The sequence below is a fragment of the Streptomyces sp. NPDC006691 genome, assembly GCF_042869955.1.
GTDB lineage: Bacteria > Actinomycetota > Actinomycetes > Streptomycetales > Streptomycetaceae > Streptomyces.
This window is the reverse complement of sequence record NZ_JBIAGW010000002.1, coordinates 705,202-725,305: the sequence shown is the minus strand read 5'-3', so window position 1 is coordinate 725,305 and position 20,104 is coordinate 705,202. Positions and strand designations below refer to the sequence as shown.

20 protein-coding genes are annotated in these 20,104 nt (G+C 73.3%); 9 read left to right on the top strand and 11 right to left on the bottom strand.

What is annotated here, in order from left to right; translation table 11 throughout:
* The first annotated feature begins 303 nt into the window (after positions 1-303).
* A complete protein-coding gene (locus tag ACFYNP_RS06690) occupies positions 304-897 on the top strand; it encodes an HD domain-containing protein (RefSeq protein ID WP_388404742.1) in 594 nt (197 codons plus the stop codon).
* Between the two features lie 55 nt (positions 898-952).
* Here the strand turns inward: ACFYNP_RS06690 and ACFYNP_RS06685 are convergent, their stop codons facing one another.
* Together ACFYNP_RS06685 and ACFYNP_RS06680 are read right to left on the bottom strand one after the other, a co-directional pair.
* A complete protein-coding gene (locus ACFYNP_RS06685) occupies positions 953-2,479 on the bottom strand; it encodes an SDR family NAD(P)-dependent oxidoreductase (protein WP_388404739.1) in 1,527 nt (508 codons plus the stop codon).
* A gap of 136 nt (positions 2,480-2,615) precedes the next feature.
* Entirely contained in the window at positions 2,616-3,353 is a 738-nt protein-coding gene (locus ACFYNP_RS06680) for a (2Fe-2S)-binding protein (protein ID WP_388783252.1), read from the bottom strand.
* 286 nt (positions 3,354-3,639) lie between these two features.
* Here ACFYNP_RS06680 and ACFYNP_RS06675 point away from each other — a divergent pair, with 286 nt between their 5' ends.
* A complete protein-coding gene (locus tag ACFYNP_RS06675; protein ID WP_388404734.1) occupies positions 3,640-4,581 on the top strand; it encodes a DMT family transporter in 942 nt (313 codons plus the stop codon).
* On the opposite strand, the gene ACFYNP_RS06670 is transcribed toward ACFYNP_RS06675, so the two are convergent.
* Complete coding sequence (locus ACFYNP_RS06670) at positions 4,551-5,741, bottom strand: transglycosylase family protein (protein ID WP_388783249.1); 1,191 nt, start codon at positions 5,739-5,741, stop codon at positions 4,551-4,553. The two genes, ACFYNP_RS06675 and ACFYNP_RS06670, sit on opposite strands and share 31 nt — an antisense overlap.
* Before the next feature lie 233 nt (positions 5,742-5,974).
* Here ACFYNP_RS06670 and gndA point away from each other — a divergent pair, with 233 nt between their 5' ends.
* Positions 5,975-7,417, top strand: a complete 1,443-nt coding sequence (gene gndA, locus ACFYNP_RS06665) for an NADP-dependent phosphogluconate dehydrogenase (RefSeq protein ID WP_388404728.1) — start codon at positions 5,975-5,977, stop codon at positions 7,415-7,417.
* Between the two features lie 375 nt (positions 7,418-7,792).
* Here gndA and ACFYNP_RS06660 read toward each other — a convergent pair whose 3' ends face one another.
* The 7 genes from ACFYNP_RS06660 to ACFYNP_RS06630 form a co-directional block, all read right to left on the bottom strand.
* A complete protein-coding gene (locus ACFYNP_RS06660; RefSeq protein ID WP_388783322.1) occupies positions 7,793-8,428 on the bottom strand; it encodes an aspartate/glutamate racemase family protein in 636 nt (211 codons plus the stop codon).
* Positions 8,429-8,430: 2 nt separating this feature from the next.
* The gene (locus ACFYNP_RS06655; protein ID WP_388783246.1) at positions 8,431-8,769 is read right to left on the bottom strand and encodes a GNAT family N-acetyltransferase; all 339 of its coding nucleotides are present in this window, start codon (positions 8,767-8,769) and stop codon (positions 8,431-8,433) included.
* 26 nt (positions 8,770-8,795) lie between these two features.
* Positions 8,796-9,227: an aspartate 1-decarboxylase gene (gene panD, locus ACFYNP_RS06650; RefSeq protein WP_388783244.1), complete on the bottom strand. Its 432-nt coding sequence runs from the start codon at positions 9,225-9,227 to the stop codon at positions 8,796-8,798.
* 242 nt (positions 9,228-9,469) lie between these two features.
* Positions 9,470-11,692, bottom strand: coding sequence for an MMPL family transporter (locus ACFYNP_RS06645; RefSeq protein ID WP_388783242.1), 2,223 nt, complete (start codon positions 11,690-11,692; stop codon positions 9,470-9,472).
* A 231-nt stretch (positions 11,693-11,923) separates the two neighbouring features.
* On the bottom strand, positions 11,924-12,457 hold the full coding sequence (locus ACFYNP_RS06640; protein WP_388783239.1) for a DoxX family membrane protein: 534 nt from the start codon (positions 12,455-12,457) through the stop codon (positions 11,924-11,926).
* A 229-nt stretch (positions 12,458-12,686) separates the two neighbouring features.
* Positions 12,687-13,628 carry a M56 family metallopeptidase gene (locus ACFYNP_RS06635; protein ID WP_388404703.1) on the bottom strand — a complete coding sequence of 314 codons (942 nt, stop codon included), beginning with the start codon at positions 13,626-13,628 and terminating at the stop codon, positions 12,687-12,689.
* A complete protein-coding gene (locus tag ACFYNP_RS06630) occupies positions 13,625-14,020 on the bottom strand; it encodes a BlaI/MecI/CopY family transcriptional regulator (RefSeq protein ID WP_388404700.1) in 396 nt (131 codons plus the stop codon). The genes ACFYNP_RS06635 and ACFYNP_RS06630 overlap by 4 nt, the downstream gene beginning before the upstream one ends.
* A 126-nt stretch (positions 14,021-14,146) precedes the next feature.
* On the opposite strand from ACFYNP_RS06630, the gene ACFYNP_RS06625 reads away from it, so the two are divergent.
* Genes ACFYNP_RS06625 through ACFYNP_RS06615 form a run of 3 tightly spaced genes read left to right on the top strand, consistent with a single transcriptional unit; the run spans position 14,147 to position 16,100 of the window.
* Entirely contained in the window at positions 14,147-14,824 is a 678-nt protein-coding gene (locus tag ACFYNP_RS06625) for a DedA family protein (protein WP_388404697.1), read from the top strand.
* Complete coding sequence (locus tag ACFYNP_RS06620) at positions 14,824-15,405, top strand: phosphatase PAP2 family protein (RefSeq protein WP_388783236.1); 582 nt, start codon at positions 14,824-14,826, stop codon at positions 15,403-15,405. The genes ACFYNP_RS06625 and ACFYNP_RS06620 overlap by 1 nt, the downstream gene beginning before the upstream one ends.
* On the top strand, positions 15,402-16,100 hold the full coding sequence (locus ACFYNP_RS06615) for a phosphatase PAP2 family protein (RefSeq protein WP_388783233.1): 699 nt from the start codon (positions 15,402-15,404) through the stop codon (positions 16,098-16,100). The genes ACFYNP_RS06620 and ACFYNP_RS06615 overlap by 4 nt, the downstream gene beginning before the upstream one ends.
* 79 nt (positions 16,101-16,179) lie before the next feature.
* Here ACFYNP_RS06615 and ACFYNP_RS06610 read toward each other — a convergent pair whose 3' ends face one another.
* On the bottom strand, positions 16,180-17,415 hold the full coding sequence (locus ACFYNP_RS06610) for a hypothetical protein (RefSeq protein ID WP_388404688.1): 1,236 nt from the start codon (positions 17,413-17,415) through the stop codon (positions 16,180-16,182).
* Positions 17,416-17,716: 301 nt separating this feature from the next.
* Here ACFYNP_RS06610 and ACFYNP_RS06605 point away from each other — a divergent pair, with 301 nt between their 5' ends.
* The 3 genes from ACFYNP_RS06605 to ACFYNP_RS06595 all read left to right on the top strand — a co-directional run bounded on the left by ACFYNP_RS06605 (position 17,717) and on the right by ACFYNP_RS06595 (position 20,083).
* Positions 17,717-18,721, top strand: a complete 1,005-nt coding sequence (locus tag ACFYNP_RS06605; protein ID WP_388783229.1) for an SPFH domain-containing protein — start codon at positions 17,717-17,719, stop codon at positions 18,719-18,721.
* Positions 18,718-19,617, top strand: coding sequence for a hypothetical protein (locus tag ACFYNP_RS06600; protein ID WP_388783226.1), 900 nt, complete (start codon positions 18,718-18,720; stop codon positions 19,615-19,617). The genes ACFYNP_RS06605 and ACFYNP_RS06600 overlap by 4 nt, the downstream gene beginning before the upstream one ends.
* 208 nt (positions 19,618-19,825) lie before the next feature.
* Positions 19,826-20,083 carry a hypothetical protein gene (locus ACFYNP_RS06595; protein WP_388404680.1) on the top strand — a complete coding sequence of 86 codons (258 nt, stop codon included), beginning with the start codon at positions 19,826-19,828 and terminating at the stop codon, positions 20,081-20,083.
* Positions 20,084-20,104 lie beyond the last annotated feature (21 nt).

The following is a 20,104-nucleotide window of genomic DNA, read 5'->3' as shown; positions in this document are numbered from 1 at the left end:
GGTCTGCGTCGGTCTCCGACCCGGTGTCCGCCCGAAGGCAGGGGCAAGGGCAGTTCTGACGCGGTGGCGCCGGCACTCTGTCCGCATCGTGCCCACAGGTTGTGGGACGGATCCGGTACGGGCCTTGAGGGTTGGTGGACCCGCTGTGGCTACCGTTCGCACCAGAGTAACCAAATGAGCGCGGTAGCGCTCGATAGGGCCACTTCCTTTGCGTCAACTTTCCTTCGCCGGGCGTTAAGCCCGATGTTCACCCCGCCATGATCTGCTGATGGGGTCGGCTGCCGCGCGCGGGGAGGAGACCACATGGAGCTGTCGAGCGGACCCGTTCCGGACCGGACGGTGGGCTCGGTCGAGGAGCTGATGGAGCTTCTGCACGCGTGCCGCGGCGCCTGGGACACCCCCGACCGCAGCGGCGATCCGGTCGATCTGTACGACCACGCGCTCCAGACCTCGCACCTGCTGCGGCGCTCGCGCCCGGCCGACAAGGAACTCCAGGTCGCGGGCCTGGTGCACGACCTCGGCCATCTACTCCATCCAGGTGATGACGCCGGGCACGCCGACACGGCCGCGCGGGCGGTGCGGCCCCTGCTCGGCGACCGGGTGGCCGGGCTCGTCCGGCTGCACGTGCCGGCCAAGCGGTACCTGGCGGCGGTCGAGCCGGACCGGACGCTCTCGCCGCAGAGCGCGCTGACCCTGCGGGCCCAGGGCGGGGTGATGGGGCCCGAGGAGGCGGCGGCCTTCGCCCGCGATCCGCTGGCCGAGGACGCCGTGGTGCTGCGGCAGGCCGATGACGCGGGGAAGGTCGTGGGGCTCGACGTGGGCGTGATGGAGGACTGGCGTCCGGTCCTCGAACTCGTCGCGGCGCGGCCCGACCGGCCGGGGAACGGCCCCCGCTGACGCCGGAGGGCGGCACGCCGGTGCGCGTGCCGCCCTCCGACCGGGATCCCCGGGCCTACCAGTTGGCGGGCGCGTAGTCCTTGAGGAAGACGCTGTGCAGGTCCTCGCCCAGCTCGCCGCGGACGATCGGGTCGTAGACGCGGGCGGCGCCGTCGACCAGGTCGAGCGGGGCGTGGAAGCCCTCCTCGGCGAGCCGCAGCTTGTCGTGGTGGGGGCGCTCGTCGGTGATCCAGCCGGTGTCGACCGACGTCATCAGGATCTTGTCGGTCTCGAACATCTCCTGGCCGCTGGTGCGCGTGACCATGTTCATGGCCGCCTTGGCGGCGTTGGTGTTGGGGTGCCCGGCGCCCTTGTAGCCGCGGCTGAAGACGCCCTCCATCGCCGACACGTTCACCACGTACGCGCGGCCGTTCGGCGCCTTGCGGGCGGCGTCCGCCATGACCGGGCGCAGGCTGCTGATCAGGATGAACGGCGCGGTGTAGTTGCACAGCTGGGTTTCGAGCAGCTCGACCGGCGAGATCTGGTCGATGGACTGCACCCAGGTGTTGCTGTCGACGACGTCCGGGAGCAGCCCGCCCGCGTCCAGGGCGGTGCCGTCGTGGTGCTTGGCGATGCTGGCGTTGCCGGCGACGAGGGCGAGGTCGGCGACGCGCTGGGCGTCGAGCCCGGAGGTGCCGACGGGCAGCGCGGCCAGGCCGTCGACCGCGCCGGAGTTGAAGGCTCCGATGACCTCGTGGGCGGGCAGTTCGCCGGCGGGCAGCGGCGCGCTCTCGCCGTCGACCAGGGCCGCGTACGCGGAGGGCAGCCGGCGCACGGTCTGGGTGGCGTTGTTGATCAGGATGTCCAGCGGGCCCTGGGCCGCGGTCCGCTCGGCCAGGGCGACCACCTGCGCGGGGTCGCGCAGGTCGATGCCGACGACTTCGAGCCGGTGCATCCAGTCGCCGGAGTCCTCCATCGCCTTGAAGCGGCGGATGGCGTCCTTGGGGAAGCGCGTGGTGACGGTGGTGTGCGCGCCGTCGCGCAGCAGCCGCAGCGCGATGTACATACCGATCTTGGCGCGGCCGCCGGTGAGCAGGGCGCGCTTGCCGCTGAGGTCGGTGCGGGCGTCCCGTCGGGCCCGGTTCTCGGCCGCGCACTTCTGGCACAGCTGGTGGTAGAACGCGTCGACCTCGACGTACCGGGTCTTGCAGATGTAGCAGGACCGGGGGCGCTGGAGTATGCCCGCGATCTCGCCGGTGGCGGAGGAGCTGGGCAGCAGGCCCTCCGTCTCGTCGTCGATGCGCACGGCGGAGCCGGTCGCGGTCGCCTCCGTGACGGCCCGGTCATGGGCGGTCTTGGCGGCGCGGCGCTCCTGGCGGCGGCGCTGCTTCACGGTGCGGTAGACGCCGGCCGTGGCGCGGCGCACGGTGATCGCGTCGGGGTGGTCGACGTCGATCTGGTCGAGTTCGGCCAGCACGCTCAGGCAGAGCGCGAGCCGCTCGGGGTCGATGCCGGGGCCGAAGTCCTGGTCAACGCCCTGCGCGGGCCGCTCGTCGACACCGGGGCCCTGCTCCTGGCCCTGGAAGTCCTCTGTCACCGTCATCGCCGCTGCGTTCCTCGATCAGTCCGAATATCAAGTTCCCAAAAGCGCCATGGTACGGAGCGAGGGGCCCACCTACCAAACCGAGGCGCCCGGCGCCTGCACGGTGCGACCGCCGTTCACACCTCGGTGAACAGTGTCAGCGCCGCGTGCCCCGGCGCGCCGCGCTCCGCCCGGGTGGCCGTTCGAAGACGCAGTCGCCGCAGAGGCCGCCACCGGGGCAGCGGTAGTAGAGGCAGCAGCTGCGCCTGCGGAAGGCCGGTCCGCTCAACAGGGCTCCCGTGCAAGCGAGTTGAGGGTGCTCGAAGAGCTCGGTACCGAGGGCCAGGGCCCGCTCCCCCACCTCCGGGCGCCCCGACTTCCGCGCCCAGCCGTGGAGTTCGCGCACCGCGCCGGCCAGGGCCGATCCCGTGTTGCCGCGCAGCAGTCCGGACGAGACGGGGGTGTCGCGGCGGAACGCCTCGGCGAGCGGGGCGAGATGGCCCTCGACGACGCACTCCACCAGGGCTTCGGCGCTCGCCTCGCGGTCGGGCCCGCCGGGCCCCAGGAGCAGATCGTCCGGCAAGGTGCGCCGGCCGTCCCAGAGCAGCCGCTCCGCGCCGAGGTCCGGCAGTGCGCCGTGCAACGCGGCCGGGCCGAGTGCGATCGACCAGAGCCGGGCCGCCAGGCCCAGGTGGGCGATGGACGCGGCGACCCGGCGCTCGGGAGCGCCCAGCCGAGCGGCCACGGCGTCGACGCGTGCGCTCAGGGGCGCGCCCTCCCCCGCGTACAGGGCGGCGAGGGGGCGGCCGGGGCCGGTGGCGTCGCCGCTCGCGGCGGTTCGAAGGGCGAAGAAGCCGCCGACCGACGCGACCTCGGCCCATTGTTCCGGATGCACTGCCCTGCCCGCCCGTCCCTGGATGTCAGTTCGTGCCACTGTGGCACGAAGTCATGGACGTCCGGTTCCACTCTGCGGGCGCCCGTTCGCCGGTCGGCCGCCCGGGCCGCGCAGGGTGACGGAAGGTGATCGTCCGATTCCCTTGACGCCCTGTTTGAGCTGCGGTTTTACTGAAAGTCCGATATCTGGGACGACTTTGGTCGTATGCCCCTACTCCTCCTGGAGTACGCGTCAATCGGTGCTCAGGGACGACGACACGGGGTTCGCAACGAGACAGTGTGGAGCCATGAGCGCCCTTGTCCTGGCCGTGCTGCTGTCGTTGGTCTCCGCCGTCGCGTACGCGGCGGCGGCGATCGTGCAGGAGCGCGTGGCCGCCTCCACCCCCAGCAGCGCGTACGCCCCCGTGCGCCGCCCGGCGTGGTGGGGTTCGGTCACCCTCAACGGGCTGGGCGCCGCGCTGCACGTCGCGGCCCTGGCCTACGGCCCGCTCACGTTGGTGCAGCCGATGGGCGCGCTCACCATCGTCTTCGCGCTGCCGATGTCGGCCGTGTTCATCCGGCGCAGGGCCGGGGCCACCGCCTGGCGCGGTGCCGTCATGGCCACGGCGGGCCTCGCCGGACTCCTGACACTGACGAAGGGGGCGGACGCGGGCGCCGTCGCCATGGGCCCGCGCCTGGTGCTCGCCGCGGCCGGGCTCGGGGCGGTCGCGGCGCTGTTCGTGGCGTCGAGGGCCCTGCACCGGGCGGTCACACGAAGCGTGCTGCTCGCCGCGGCGGCGGGTGGCGCGTTCGGTCTGGCCTCGGTGTTCACCAAGTCCGTCGCCGAGGACTGGGAGTCGGGACTTCCGCTGACGGAACTGCCCGTCCTGTGCGCCATAGCCGCGTTCGCGACCGCGGGCCTGATGCTCTCGCAGGCCTCCTATCGCGGCGCGGGCCTCGCGGCGCCGCTGGCCACGGTCACTGTCGTCAATCCGGTGGTCGCCGCGGCCATCGGCCTGACCCTGTTCGGCGAATCGTTCCGGTACGGGACCGCGGGCACCGCGATCGCGCTGGGCTTCGGCGTGGTGGCGGCGGGCGGCCTGATCCTGCTCACCACCGAGCGGCTGCACACGGCCCACCACGACGAACCGGTCCCGACTCCGGCCCCGGGCATGCCCCCGGCGCCCGGTTCCGCCGGGCGCCGGGGAGAGGCCCCGGATCAGACGGCCACGCCGCCCGCCCTCAGGTAGGCCAGGGGGTCCACATCGGATCCGTAGGCGGGCCCGGTCCTGATCTCGAAGTGCAGATGCGGCCCGGTCGCGTTGCCGGTCGCGCCCGAACGCCCGATCCGCTGGCCGGTGTTGACCTTCTGGCCGGTCTTCACATTGACCGCGGACAGGTGGGCGTACTGGCTGTACCGCCCGTCGGGGTGGTGGATGACGACCTGGTATCCGTACGAGCCGCCCCAGCCGGCCGCGACCACCGTGCCGGAGGTGACCGCCTTCACCGAAGTGCCGGTGGAGACGGGGAAGTCGACGCCGGTGTGATAGCCGCTCGCCCAGGAGGAACCGGCCTTGTGGTACGGGGTGCTGGGCTCCGCGTCGACGGGCGCGGTGAAGGCGGCCGTCCTGGCCGGCGCCTTCGCCACGGGCTTGGCGGCGGGGGGCTTGGCGGCGGGCTTCGCCGCGCTGCTCTTCGGCGGGGTCGCCAGCCGGGCGGGGGCACCGCCGGGGAGCGTCAGGTGCTGGCCGGGTCGGATGAGGTCCGGGTCGGCGCCGACGACCGTACGGTTCTCGGCGTACAGGTGTGGCCAGCCGCCCTGGACGCGCTGGCGCTCGGCGATCAGGGACAGCGAGTCGCCGTGCAGCACGGTGTACGACTCCCGTTGGCCCGGCACCTTGGTCGGGCTCGCCTGCTCGGCCTTCTTCGGGGCGGCGGGCTTGACGGCCGGGGGTCTGGCCGGGGACTTCGCCGCCTTGTGCGTCGACTGCGGCTTGATCTCGGTGGTCGTGGTCAGCTGCGGGCTCGCGCCGCCCCGGGAGAGTCCGGCCTCGCCCGAGCACACCGGCCAGGCGCCGGGGCCCTGCCCCTTGAGCACCTTCTCGGCGATCGCGATCTGCTGGTCCCGGCTCGCGAGGTCGGCGCGCGCCGCGTACTGGCGGCCGCCGTACGCCTCCCAGGTGGACTGGGTGAACTGGAGCCCGCCGTAGAAGCCGTTGCCGGTGTTGATGTGCCAGTTGTTGGTCGACTCGCAGGCCGCGACCTTGTTCCACACGTCGACGGACGCGGCGTCCGCGGTCCCCGCCGCGATCAGCGGGAGGGCGATGCCCACGCCGCCCGCCGTGACCGTCAGGGACGCCTGGTTGATCCGGCTCGGCTGGTACCGGCGGTGCCGGCCGCGTAAGGCCATGAGTCCCCCTCGAAGGCTCCAAGAGCCGCCAAAGTAGGGGCTGCGAACAGGTCATGACAAGGGGTCGGACAAGCGGAGGGAAGCCTTCAGGGGAGTGAGGACTTTCGGCACGCCGTGTCGGGGATCCCGTCCATGCCGTATGACGTGCCGCGTTCCGTAGGGTGGGCGCCAAACGTGCGCCATGACGGACGCTCGTGGCGCCGCGCACCCCGAGGATCCAGGAGCAAACACGCATGAGTGGAACAGCCCAGATCGGCGTCACCGGACTCGCGGTCATGGGCCGCAACCTCGCCCGCAACTTCGCGCGCAACGGGTTCACGGTCGCCGTGCACAACCGGACGGCCGCCAAGACCCGCGCCTTGGTGGAGGAGTTCGGCGGCGAGGGCAGCTTCGTGGCGGCCGAGTCGCCCAAGGACTTCGTGGCCGCCCTGGAGCGCCCGCGCCGGCTCGTCATCATGGTCAAGGCGGGCGAGGCGACGGACGCGGTGATCAAGGAGTTCGCGCCCCTTCTCGAAAAGGGCGACGTCATCATCGACGGCGGCAACGCCCACTTCGAGGACACCCGCAGGCGCGAGCGCGAACTGCGCGAGCGGGGCATCCACTTCGTGGGCGTCGGCATCTCGGGCGGTGAGGAGGGCGCGCTGAACGGGCCGAGCATCATGCCGGGCGGCTCCGCCGAGTCCTACGAGTCCCTCGGCCCGCTCCTGGAGCGCATCGCGGCGAAGGCACCGGACGGCACTCCGTGCGTCACCCATGTGGGCCCGGACGGCGCGGGCCACTTCGTGAAGATGGTGCACAACGGCATCGAGTACGCCGACATGCAGCTCATCGCGGAGGCCTACCACCTGCTGCGCACGGTCGCGGGCTACTCCCCCGCGAAGATCGCCGAGACGTTCCGGGACTGGAACACCGGGCGCCTCGACTCCTATCTGATCGAGATCACGGCCGAGGTGCTCGCCCATGTCGACGCTGCCACCGGCAAGCCCTTCGTGGACGTGGTCGAGGACGAGGCCGAGCAGAAGGGCACCGGCCGCTGGACCGTGCAGATCGCGCTCGACCTCGGCGTTCCGGTGTCGGGCATCGCCGAGGCCGTGTTCGCCCGGTCCCTGTCGGGCCACGCCGAGCTGCGCGAGGCGGCCCGCTCGCTGACCGGGCCCGCGGTGAACCCGCTGGGCGAGAAGGAGGCGGCTGCCTTCGCCGCGCAGGTGGAGCAGGCGCTGTACGCGTCCAAGATCGTCTCGTACACGCAGGGCTTCCACCAGGTCCAGGCCGGCAGCCAGAACTACGACTGGGACGTCGACCCCGGCGCGGTCGCGGCGATCTGGCGCGCGGGCTGCATCATCCGGGCCGCGTTCCTGGACCGGATCCGGGCGGCGTACGACGGACAGCCCGAACTGCCCAGCCTGCTCTCGGACAAGCGGTTCGGCGACGAGATCGGCGCGGCGCAGGACGACTGGCGTGCGGTGATCGTGGCGGCCGCGCGCCAGGGCGTGCCGGTCCCCGGCTTCTCGGCGGCGCTCGCGTACTACGACGCGCTGCGCGCCGAGCGCCTCCCGGCGGCGCTGACGCAGGGCCAGCGCGACTTCTTCGGCGCGCACACCTATCGGCGCACCGACCGGGAGGGCTCGTTCCACACGCTGTGGGGCGGCGACCGGTCCGAGGTCAGCACCGGCTGAACCGCCTGACCGGCGCCGCGACCGGGCCTCTCAGCCCGCCGGTTCGGGCTGCGGCGGGCCCGGCACGGGATCGGGGCCCGGGGGCTGCGGCACGGGGTCCGGCAGACCCGGATCCGGGTCCGGCTGCGGGGGCCTCGGGTCGGGACCCGGGCCCGGCGGCTGGGGGTCGGGACCGGGGCCGGGCCTCGGCGGAACCGGATCGGGGCCGGGGCCGGGACCCGGTCCGGGGATCGGTCCAGGTTCGGGATCGGGCAGCGGCGTGGGCCACGGCGGGGTGGGCTCCGGGTGCGGCACGGTCATGTTCGGCCTCCTCATGGTCTGAGATCAGCTTCACCTGCGCGCCTGCCCGGCGCCCGCCGGTTCAACCCGTACGGGTCAGCGGGCCGGGCCCGCGGCGAGGGCCGCCGCCCGCAGTCCTGGCCCGGGGCTGGACAGGACCGGGACGCCGATCGCGGTCCGCTCGGCGGCGGGCGCCATCGAGGCCTGCGCGAGGACCACGACATCGACGTCCGTGAGGGCGTCCACCGTCCGGACGATCTCCGCGAAGTACGCCCGCGTGTCACCCGATTCGAAGTGCGGCCAGGCGTCCTCGGCCAGCACCGCGCGCAACGCGAGCGGCCGGTCGCCGGCCTCCTCGCGGATCAGCGCGGCCGTCGGCTCAAGCGTGGAGGCGACGGTGGCGACCACGACGATCCGCTGTCCGCGCGCCACGGCCGCCGCGGCCATCGGCCGGTCGACCCGCAGCACCGGAACGCCCAGAGACCCGGACATCGCCTCCGCGACCGCGCCGATGGTGGAGCAGGTGCACAGGACCGCGTCGGCGCCCCGGGCCACCGCGTCGGTCAGCACGGCCGCGACCTCCCCGGCCACGGCGTCGGGGCCCAACTCCCTTGCCCTGCCGAGAAGTTGCTCGTGCACGAGGTGGCAAAGACCGAGGCCCGGTGCGTCCTCGTCCCGCAGGGCGTCGAAGACCGGGACATGGACCGGCGAGGTGTGCAGCAGTGCGAGCACGCTCACCACAGCTCCGGGTTCGCCGCGAGCCGGGCCCGGGCGGCCGCGGTCAGCGCCGCCGGTGCGGCGGGCGCCGCGTCGGGATGCCGCTCGGCCCACTGCGCGGCGTACGGGCAGAGCGGCACGACGGGCACGCCCTCGCGCGCCGCGATGGCGTAGAACTCCCGCACCAAGGCGCCGGCCATGCCCTTGCCCTCGTGCCCGGGCTCCACGACGGTGTGCACCGCCACCAGCGCGGCGGACGGCTCGTCGAGTACGAAGTAGGCGATGCGGCCGACCACTTCACCGTCCTCGTACGCGGCCAGCAGCCCTTGGGCGCGGTCGTCCCGGATCTCTGCCATGGCGCGGGGTCCTCTCCTGGAACGGGTCAGCGCTGCGGGGCCGGGATGGTCGCCTGCGGGCTGCGCCGCTGGTCGCTGCCGGGCACCGGGGCCGAGGCGTCGGTGCCGAGCCCGACGATCCGGTTGGCCCCGTCCACGTGCACGACGCTGGGCTTGAACGCGCGTGCCGCGGTGTCGTCGACCTGGGCGTAACTGATGAGGATCACCAGGTCACCGGGGTGCACGAGATGGGCGGCGGCCCCGTTGATACCGATGACTCCGGAGCCGCGCTCGCCCTCGATGACATACGTCTCCAGGCGGTTGCCGTTGTCGATGTCGACGATGTGGACCAGCTCGCCGGGGAGCAGATCGGCGGCCTCCATGAGCTCGGCGTCCACGGTGACCGATCCCACGTAGTGCAGGTCGGCCTGGGTGACGGTGGCTCTATGGATCTTGGACTTGAACATGGTGCGCAGCATCGGGGTACTCCTGAACTTAGGCTCCCTGCCTGCGTTTGTGCAGGTCAAGTGCGGTTTCCCTACTCTACAGTCCGACGCGCGCCCGGCCGCGCCCGCGCCGACGGCACCAGCCTACGCAGCCCGCCCCGGAGCGCATCCGTGATCACCGTCACTCCGGCCGCGCCCGGGCCGGCGAAGACGGCCGGCAGCAGAGGAGCGCCCGCAGGGCATCGGCCGCTCGTACGGCGGACGCCGCGCCCGGCTCACGCGCCCGGGTCGGGGTGCTGTGCCGGGCCTTCGGGGTCGAGCCGCGGGAGCCGGCGGTCCAGCCAGGCCGGGATCCACCAGTTGGCGCGGCCGAAGAGGTACATCGTCGCGGGCACCAGGAGCAGCCGGACGACCGTCGCGTCGACGATCACGCTCACGCCGAGGCCGAGCGCCAGCATCTTCACCACGACGTTCGGGGAGAGCATGAACGCCAGGAAGACGCTGGTCATGATGAGCGCCGCGCAGGTGATGACGCGGGCCGTGGCGGCGAGGCCGGTGGCGACGGAGAGGTGGTTGTCGCCGCGGTGCAGCCAGGTCTCGCGGATGCGGGCCAGCAGGAAGACCTCGTAGTCCATGGAGAGCCCGAAGATGATCGCGAACATCATCATCGGCACATAGGACTCGATCGGCACCTTCTCACCGACGCCCAACAGCGAGCCGCCCCAGCCCCATTGGAAGACCGCGACCACCACGCCGTAGGCCGCGGCGATGGAGAACAGGTTCAGGACGGCGGCCTTGAGCGCGACCAGGGGGCTGCGGAAGACGCAGAGCAGCAGCACGAAGGCGGCGGCCACGACCACACCGATGATCAGCGGGAGTTTCGCCACGAGGGTGTCGGTGAACGTCTGGCCCGACACCGTGGGTCCGGTGACATAGCCGGTCGCGCCGGTGCCGGAGAGGGCGCCGGGCACGGTGTGGTCCTGGAGGGTGTGGATCAGGTCGGTGGTCGCCCGGTCCTGCGGCCCGGTGTCCGGGGTGACCGTGCTGACCAACAGGGCATGGTCGGGCGTGGGTTGGGGCGGAGTCACCGAAGCGACGCCCGGCACGGCCGCGAGGTCGTGTTGCAGGGTGGTGGCGAGGGCCTGGCTCTGGGACGGATCGGCCGCCTGCTGGCCGTCGAGCTCGGTGACGACCGTGATCGGTCCGTTGGCGCCGGGCCCGAACCCCTGGCTGATCAGGTCGTAGGCGCGCCGGTCGGTGTTGGAGGTGGGCTGGGCGCCGGCGTCGATGTGGCCCAGGTGCAGCGAGCCGACCGGGACGGCGAGAACGCCGAGCACGATCAGGCCCGCCGCGAGGAAGAGCCAGGGGCTGCGGCCGACCCGGGCTGCCCAGCGGTGCCAGACGTCGTCGGTGCCGGCGGGTTCGGCGACCGGCCTACGGACGTGCAGGCGGTCGATGCGGCGCCCGAGCAGGCCGAGCAGTGCGGGGGTGAGCGTGACGGACGCGGCGGCCGCGACGATCACGGTCAGGCCGGCCGCCGCGCCCAGGGTGCCGATGAAGCCCATGCCCGAGACGTACAGGCCGGCCAGTGCCATGGCCACGGTCGCGGCGGCGACCAGGACGGACCGCCCGCTGGTGGCCACGGTGCGGCCGACCGCCTCGGCGGGGTCGAGGCCGTTCGCGATGCCCCCGCCCTCGTCGGTGCCGAGCAGGGCTCGGTAACGGGTGGACAGGAACAGGGCGTAGTCGATGCCGACACCGAGGCCCATCATCGCGGCCAGCGTCGGGGCGGCCTGCCCGAAGCTGAACTGCGCGGCGAGCAGGCCGAGTCCGGCCAGGCCGACGGCGAGGCCGAGCACCGCGGTCACCAGGGGCAGCACGGCGGCCGCGACACTGCCGAAGCCGATCAGGAGCACCAGCAGGGCGACGCCGAGACCGATGACCTCGGAGGTCAGGTCGGCGGCCTTGGGCGCGGCCAGCTGCCCGAGCGGATCGCCGTAGTCGACCGTCACGTGGTCGGCGCGCAGCGGCTGCACGGCGGTGTCGACCTTGCCGACGTACGAGTGGTCGAAGCCGGCGGGGTTGCTGGTGAACGTGACGCCGATCTGGGCGATGTTCCCCTGCGGAGAGACGGCCCCGGGGGTGGTGAGCGGGTCTTTCACCGAGACCACGTCCGGCAGTCCCTTCAGGTTGTTCACCGCCGCCTCGACGGCTGCCTGATGGTCGGCGACCGGGCCCTGGTCGGACTTGATCACCACCGGGGCCGTGGTGCCGGACGTACCGCCGTGCGCCTTGAGCAGGTCCGCGCCGGTCTGGGTGCTGGTGCCGGGCAGCGAGAAACTGTCGGCGAAGCTGCCGCCCCACCGCCCGTGGGCCACGCCGATCGCGACGAGCAGGACGAGCCAACCGATCACGACCCGCCAGGCGTGCCGGGCACACCAGCTTCCCAGGCGGTGCAGCAGTCCGGTGCCGCTCTCGACGGCCGAGCCGTTGGTCATGGTCGTGGCCTTGTCTGTGGTGACTGACCTGTCTGCCGTGTCTGCCCTGTACGTGATCACCGTGTCCGCGGTGACCCTGTCCGCCGTACTGCCGTGACTTGTCGGCCGTACTGCCGTGAGCTGTCCGCCGTACCGCCGTAGAAGGCGGCGGCCTGCCGGCCCAGGCGGTCGTGGACCGACCGCTGCTGTCCCGTGCCGCTGTCCGCTGCGCGAGGGGGCAGTCGGAGGTATCTACCCGTCCTGCTCCTCGTCCTGGGCCCGCTCCTGGTTCCTGGCCCGTCGTCCGACCACGGCCGCGGCCGCCACGGCGCTGCCGAGGAAGGCGAGGGCGACGGTCCAGGGCTGGTCCAGTACGTGGTCCGTGGCGTGGTCGAGCGAATAGCGTCCCGCGCCCGCGAGGCCGATCGCGGCGGCGGTGAAGCCGAGGAACGCCGGGTATTCGAAGCCGCCGCCCTGGGCGAAGAAGCCCGCCGGCGCGTGGACGGAGACGGCACCCGCCATGGCGCCGGCCGCTGCCGCTCCGGCGGCCGGGGTGGCGAGACCCAGGGTCAGCAGGGCGCCTCCGCCCATCTCGCCGAGTCCGGCGGCGAGGGCGCTCTGTTTGCCGGGCGTGAAGCCCATGTGCTCCATGGCGGCGGCGGTGCCTTCGAGCCCGCCGCCGCCGAAGCAGCCGAAGAGCTTCTGGGCGCCGTGCGCCATCAGGACCGCGCCGGTCCCGGCCCGCAGCACGAACAGTCCGAGGTCGCGTCGGTTGAGGCAGGTCATGGCGTCTCCCAGGGCAAACGGCGATGGACTCGGGATCCACTCTCCGGTGCACCCGGCGCCGACCCGCAGCGTTACTGGGCCGTACGGGTCACGGGCCGTGGCGGCACCGGGGTACGCAGGCCGGCGCGCACGGCCTCCGCACAGCAGCGCCCTCCCCCCGCCGCCCGGCCCCGCAGCAGTACGGGGCGGCTCGCGGCGAAGCGCGGCCGGCTCCCCCGCCGCGCCGTCCTCAGCGAGGCGCCTCTCCCTGGGCTATCTCGATGCCCCCGTGCAGATCCGCCGCGGCCTCGATGGCCGAAGTCGCCGAGGCGCACAGGCAGCCGAGCAGGACGGCCGCTATGAAGCGGGCGCCGCGCGAGCTGGGGAGCCGGGGCGCGGGACGGCGGTCGAGCAGGGCCGCGACCCTGCGCGGCACCGGGCCGGCCGCCGCGGCCAGCACCGCGCGGGGGCGGGCCGCGTCCGGTCGGGCGGCGCGGGTGGCGAGGGCGGCGCGGCCGATCGCGCGGGCGGCGAGCTTGCGATCGCCCACGGCCCCGGCCGCGTATTCGTCGGCTGCCCGCTCCAGGGCGTAGGCGAGCGGGGCGCGCAGCGAGCGGAGCGACGGGTGGCAGTGCGCCGCGAGTTCGGCGGCGGCCAGGAACAGGTGGTGGCGGCTCTTGAGGTGAGCCCGCTCGTGGGCGAACAGGGCCTCGCGCTCGGCGGGTCCGAGGGCCTGGAGCATGCCGGTGGTGACGACGATCCGGCCGGGGCGACCGGGCAGCGCGTAGGCGTCGGGAGTGGGGTCGCGCAGCACGGCGAGTTCGCCCGTGCCGGGCGTCAACCGGCCGTGGGCGGCGCGCAGTTCGGCCAGGTGGTGGCGGGCGGTGCGGACCAGCGCCAGGCACGAGGCGGCGACGAGCCCGGCCGCGGTGGCCGCGGCCGGGAAGGCGAGCCAGGCCGGGAGCGCGTCCAGCGGGGAGGTGAGATCTTCGAGCGAGGCGAAGAAGGGCAGCCGGAGCGCGCCCGCCAGCGCGATCAGGCCGAGGGCGGCCGTCGAGCAGGCGGCGAGACCGGTGGCCGCGGTGGCGAGCAGCCAGGCCGCGGGCCGGGGCGGCAGGGCCTCGGCGAGCCTGCGGGCAGCGGGCACCGCGAGGAACGGCACGAGGAGCGGGATCCACACCGAGAAGATCATTGGCCGTCGCCTCCGGACTCCTCCAGGAGGGCGCGCAGCAACTGCTCGTCCTCGTCGCTGAGCTGGGAGACGAACCGGGCGAGGACGGTGGAGCGGTCCTCCTCCTTGGCCAGTTCGGTGTGCATGCGGCGGGCTGTGAGCCCCGGCGCGTCCTCCGTGGGGGTGTACGCGTAGCCGCGGCCGACGCGCGTGCGGGTGACGGCGCCCTTGTCGTGGAGGCGCGAGAGGATCGTGGTCACGGTGGTGCGGGCGAGCCGCCCGCCGAGCCCCGCCTGCACCTCGCCCGGGGTGAGGGGCGTCCCGGCGGCCCAGAGCGCGGCGAGCACCCCGGCCTCCAGTTCGCCCGCCGGGCGTCGCGCGTCCCCGTGCCCGGCGTCTCCCGTGACAGTCATGGAACACTCCTCCCGCTTCATTCGTCTACAGTGCTGTAGACCGTCTACACCACTGTAGTCAGCCGGGTCCTGCGCGTCCCCCCTCGGACGAGCGGCCCGAACACCATTATGGGAGGGCCCACTGACATGGCTGTCGCACCCCTGTTCGCAGCCGCGGCCCCACAGGCCGTGAACGTTCTCGACGCCGGTTCGCTGCTCGCCTCCTTCGGAGCCCTGGGCATCGCCGTGGTGCTCTTCGCCGAGACCGGCCTCCTCGTCGGCTTCCTGCTCCCGGGCGACTCCCTGCTCTTCACCGCGGGCCTGCTGTGCGTGCCGGGCGGCAACGGCCCGGTGACGCTCTCCCTGCCGCAGGTCCTGGTCTGCTCGGTGGCCGGCGCGCTGGTCGGCGCGCAGGTGGGCTACTGGATCGGCCGCCGCGGCGGCCGCGCGCTGCTGGCCCGCAGCCGGTCCCGCAAGCTCCATGAGGGCGCGGCCCGCGCGGAGGAGCTGCTGGCCAAGTACGGGCACGCGAAGGCCATCGTGCTGGCGCGCTTCGTGCCGATCGTCCGCACGGTGCTCAACCCGCTGGCGGGGGCGCTCGGCGTTCCGGCGAGGGTCTTCGCCCTCTGGCAGGTCGCCGGCGGCCTCGTGTGGACCTGTGCGCTGGTCCTCGGCGGCTACGCGCTCGGCTCGTCCGTGCCGAACATCGACCGCTATCTGCTGCCGCTCGTGGCCCTGGTCGTCGCCGTCTCGCTCCTTCCGGTCGCCCTGGAGATCCTGCGCGCCCGCCGCTCCCGTACGGCCACCCCCGAGGACGTCGGCTGATGCACTTCGACGACGGCCTCTACACCTGGGTCACCGACCTGGCACACCGCACGCCCGGGCCCCTGGACACGCTGATCGCCCTCTGGTCGGACTACGGGCTCGCGCTGTTCGCCGTCCTGATGGTGCTCGCCTGGTGGCGGGCCCGGCCGCTCGGCACCGTCCGCACCGCGAGGGCGCTCGCCGCTCCACTCGTCGTCGTCGCGGCGTACGCGGCCAACGACCTCTTCAAGGCGGCCGTCCACGAGCAGCGGCCCTGCCGGACGCTGCACACCCTGACCGTCGAGACCTGCCCCCCGCTCGGCGACTGGTCCTTCCCCAGCAACCACGCGGCGATCGCCGCCGCGGCCGCGGTCGCGATCCTGCTCACGGACCGGAGGCTGGGCGCGATCGCGGTTCCGGCCGCGCTCCTCATGGCGGCCTCGCGGGTCTGGATCGGGGCGCACTACCCGCACGACGTGGTGGTCGGCCTGGTGGTCGGCGCGCTGGCCGGCCTCGCCCTGACGCTCGCCGCGCGCCGGGCGGCGCCCTTCGTGGAGCGGCTCGGCGGCACCCGCCTCCGGCCGCTGGTGAGCGCCCGATGACGTCGGCCCGGCGCACCGGAATCACGGCCTGCGGGCTGCTGCTCCTCCTCGTGCTCCTCACGGTGTTCGTCGCCGTGCGGCACGGGGCCCCGCTGCCGGGCGACCTCGCCCTGCACCGCTGGCCGCTCGACCACCGGCCGCCGGTCGCCGTGGCCGTCGCCCGCGCCGTCACCGCGACCGGCACCGGGGTCCTCCCCTACGTCCTGGCCGTCGTGGCGGGCCTGATCGCGGGCCGCGACGGCAGACAGCGCCGGTACGCGGCGGCCGGAGCCCTGGCGGTGCTGCTCCTCGGCCAGGGGGTGCGGTACGGCCTGATGGCGGCCGTCGCCCGTCCGCGCCCGGACGCCGTCGACTGGGCGACCACCGCGTCCGGCCACTCCTTCCCGTCCGGGCACACCGCCACGAGCGCGCTCACGGCGGGACTCCTGATCTGGGCGGTCCTGACCCGCTCACGCCTGTCCGCCGCCCGGTTCGCGATCGCCCTGCTCGCGCTGTGGGCGGTCGCCGTCGGCCTCTCCCGCGTCTACCTCGGAGTGCACTGGGCGAGCGACGTACTGGGCGGCTGGCTGTTCGCCGCCCTCTGGCTCAGCCTCGCCTCGCTCGCCACGGCCCCTCTCGTACGCACCCTCCGAACCACCGCTCCCCCCGGCGCTCCGGAGGAACCGGGCTCCCTTCCGCGCGGCCAACTCCCCTGATCCGTATGCCGGTTGACCACTCACAGTCAACGGCGGACCGCGGCCGGCCCTGAGCCGGCACACCCTCGCACCGGCCGGCTCAGGCCGCCTTGAAGAAGGCGTTCCAGCCGCCGGGAGGCGCCTGCCCCACTTCGAGCGAGCGCAGCCGTTCGAGCACCTTGGGGTCCTGCACGTCGAGCCAGTCCACGAACTGGCGGAACGACACCAGGCGTACGTCCCGCCTTCCGGCCATCCCCTTCAGCGCCTCCTCCACGGCGTCCATGTAGATGCCGCCGTTCCACTCCTCGAAGTGGTTGCCGATGTAAAAGGGCGCGCGGTTGGTCTCGTAGGCGCGCTTGAAACCCGCCAGGTACGAGGCGGTGGCCTGCGCCCGCCAGGCGGGGTAGCGGGACGTCATGCCCTTGGTGGTGTTCTTCGACTGGTTGGCGAGGATGTTGTAGTCCATCGACAGGACGTCGAAGGAGTGCCCGGGGAACGGGATGCCCTGGAGCGGAAGGTCCCAGACGCCGTGGCGCTTCTCGGGCCACATCTGCCGGCCGCCGGGCGAGGAGGCGTCGTAGCGCCAGCCGCGCTCCTTCGCGGTGGGCAGCAGGTTGTCCTGGCCGAGCAGACAGGGCGTTCGGCCGCCGACGAGTTCCCGGTGGTAGTCGAACGGCAGCGGCTCCTCATCCGTCCAGCCGGTGTTGGTGCGCCATTCGGTGACGAACGAGACGGCCTGGTCGATCTCGTTGTTCCACTGGGCCGGGGTCCAGTTGGCGACCGAACCCGAGCCGCCGCAGAAGTGGCCGTTGAAGTGCGTGCCGATCTCATGTCCCTCGGACCAGGCCTGCCGGGTGTACTTCAGCGTCTCCTTGACGTGCGCGTCGCTGAGGTAGCCGATGTCGGAGGCGCCCACGGGGTTGTTCGGCGGCTGGTAGAGGCGCTTCTTCGACTCGGGGAGCAGATACAGGCCGGAGAGGAAGAACGTCATCCCCGCACCGTGATTCCTGGCCAGTTCGAGGAAGCGCGGGAAGAGCCCGTTGCCGACCTCGCCGGCGCCGTCCCAGGAGAAGATCACGAACTGCGGCGGAGTCTCGCCGGGTTCGAGCGGAATGGGTCTGTCGGGCTGGTTGGGCTGCTTGCCCGTGTCCGCGGTCGAACCGTCACCGATCAGCCTGGCCTGCGACTTCGCCGGTTTCGCCGGCCCCTGCCCCGGTCCGGGCCGACTCGATCCGGCGGAGCCCTCACCCACCGGTGAACCGCAGCCGGCCAGACCCGCCGCGGCGGCGGCCCCAAGTCCCGCGCCCAGCAATCCCCTTCGACTGATGTCCCGCATGCCAGCTCCCGTCACTCATCCCACGGACCCCAGATGTGTAGACCGGATAGTCATGTATTAACCCGATATCTGGCTATATTGAGCCGCCCGCCATACCACCGGAGTCCCAACGTCACCGCGCGTAATCGGACACCTACCGAGCGTTCACACAAGCGGGAGCGGCCCGCGCGGAGCCGCCCCCACCCCGGCGCCCGCCCGCTTCAACTCACGCCGGACCGGAGCCCCTTCCCCTTTCCCGTCACCTTGACGATAAGAAATCCCTCCCCTATCGTCCAGTTGACGAAAAGGAAGGGGTTCCACCATGGCCGACATCTCCCGACGCCTGGGCCGGCGCCATCTGCGCTCCGCACCCACCTCGTACATCCGGCACCACAGGAACGGCCGGCCGGCCCACGACGGCGTCGGGCTCAGCTTCTGGTTCAGGCCGCTCAGCGCCGCGCTGTCCGAAGTGCCGGTCAACGACCGCGAACTGGCCATGGCCTTCCACGCCCGCACCGCCGACTTCCAGGACGTCACCGTGCAGGCGACCGTGACGTACCGGATCAGCGAGCCGGGCACCGCCGCCGACCGGCTCGACTTCTCGATCGACCCGGACACCGGGATCTGGCGGGGCGACCCCTTGGAGCAGCTGTCGACGCTGCTCACCGAGACGGCACAGCAGCACGCCCTGGACGTCCTGGCCCGCACCGACCTGTCCGCCGCGCTCGCCGACGGCGTCGCCGCGGTACGCGAGCGGATCGCGGCCGGGCTGGCGGCGGAGCCCCGGCTGCCCTCCACCGGCATCGAGGTGGTGGCGGTTCGGGTCGTCGCGATCCGCCCCGAGCCCGAGGTCGAGCGGGCGCTGCGGACCCCGGCACGCGAGCGCATCCAGCAGGAGGCGGACCGGGCGACGTACGAACGGCGGGCCGTGGCCGTCGAGCGGGAACGCACCATCGCCGAGAACGAACTGGCCAGCCGCATCGAACTGGCGCGCCGCGAGGAGCAGTTGGTGGAGCAGCGCGGCACCAACACCCGCCGCGAGGCGGAGGAGGCGGCCGCCGCGGACGCGGTACGCACCGAGGCGGAGGCCGCCCGTACGGTACGGCTCGCCCAGGCCGAGGCGGCGGCCGCCCGCGCCTCGGGCGAGGCCCGGGCCGGAGCGCAGGCGGCCTGGCTCCAGGTGCACGGCGAGGCGGACGCCGCCACCCTGCACGCGATGGCCGCGACCCGGCTGGCCGAGAACCTGCCCCGGATCGACAGCCTGACCCTGTCGCCCGATGTGCTCACCACGCTGCTCGACCGGCTCGGCCGGGGTGAGCGGGCGTGAGTCTGGCCCCGCGCGCGGTCCTGGTCCACCGCACCTCGGAGTACGAGGAGTTGCTGGCCCGGCACGGCACGCACGGGCAGGCCGACTTCTTCCTCACCTCGCGCGGCCGCAGCATCCGCGAGGTGGCCGAGCGCCATCGCCGGACGCTGCGCGCGCTCGCCGACGTGGCGGCCGCGATTCCCTCGCAGTGGCGCCAGGCCCGGGTCGAACGCGGCGACCTCGACCGCTTCCTGTTCGCTCCGGAGGACGTCGTGGTGGTGGTCGGCCAGGACGGTCTGGTCGCCAACGCCGCCAAGTACCTGTCGGGCCAGCCGGTGATCGGCATCGATCCGGAGCCGGGGCGCAACGCCGGTGTCCTGGTGCGGCACCGGGCGTCGGCAGCGGCGGGACTGCTGCCCGCGGCGGCCGGGCACGGCTGCGCGGTCGAGGAACTCACCATGGTGGAGGCGCTCACCGACGACCGCCAGCGGCTGCTGGCGCTCAACGAGATCTATCTGGGAGCCCCGGGCCACCAGACGGCGCGTTACCGCATCGGCCCCGACGACCCGGCCGTCGCCGCCGAGGCGCAGGCGTCCTCGGGCGTACTGGTCGGCACCGGAACGGGGGCCACCGGCTGGCTGCGCTCGCTGTGGGAGCAGCGCGCGGGCGCCCCCGCGCTACCGGACCGGGGGGATGCCCGTCTGGTGTGGTTCGTGCGCGAGGCATGGCCCTCGCCCGTGACCGGGACCTCGTTGGCCGCAGGGGAGTTGACCGGCTCCGGTCGGCTGCGGATCACCGTCGAGTCGGACCGGCTCGTCGCGTTCGGGGACGGCATGGAGGGCGACGCGCTCGATCTGACCTGGGGGCAGTCGGTGAGCCTGGGTGTCTCGGACACCGCGCTGCGTCTGGTGGGTTGAGGAGCCGAGGCCGGCGGGCCCGTCCATCGCGGCGAGGTGCGCCGCGGGGCGACGACGAGGCGGTCCGAGGGGTGGCTGCCGGTGCATCGGGGGGCATCGGCCGGTGGATCGGGGGCGATCGGCCGCGCGTCAGCGGGCGGTGAGCCTCGATTGTCAGTGGCGTACGGCATCGTGAACAGTGAGCCCGTACTCCGAGGGAAGGCTGCCGATGACCGCCACCGCCGTGATGACGTCCCATGAACGCTCCGCCGCCCAGGCCTACCTGCGGCTTCTGAGCACCGTGCGCGCCGCCCTCGACTCCCCGGCGGACCGGCCGGGCGCTCCCGTGTCCCTGGAGGGCGTCATCGCCGAGGCCGACGAGGCGCTCGCGCGGGCCGGGCTCGCGGGCAACGAGGCCGAGCTGTTCGCGCTGGTCGGCAGTCTGCACACCGGCGGGGCGCCCGCACCGGGACAGCCCCGCCGATGAACGCGGCGCTCGCCGTGCGCC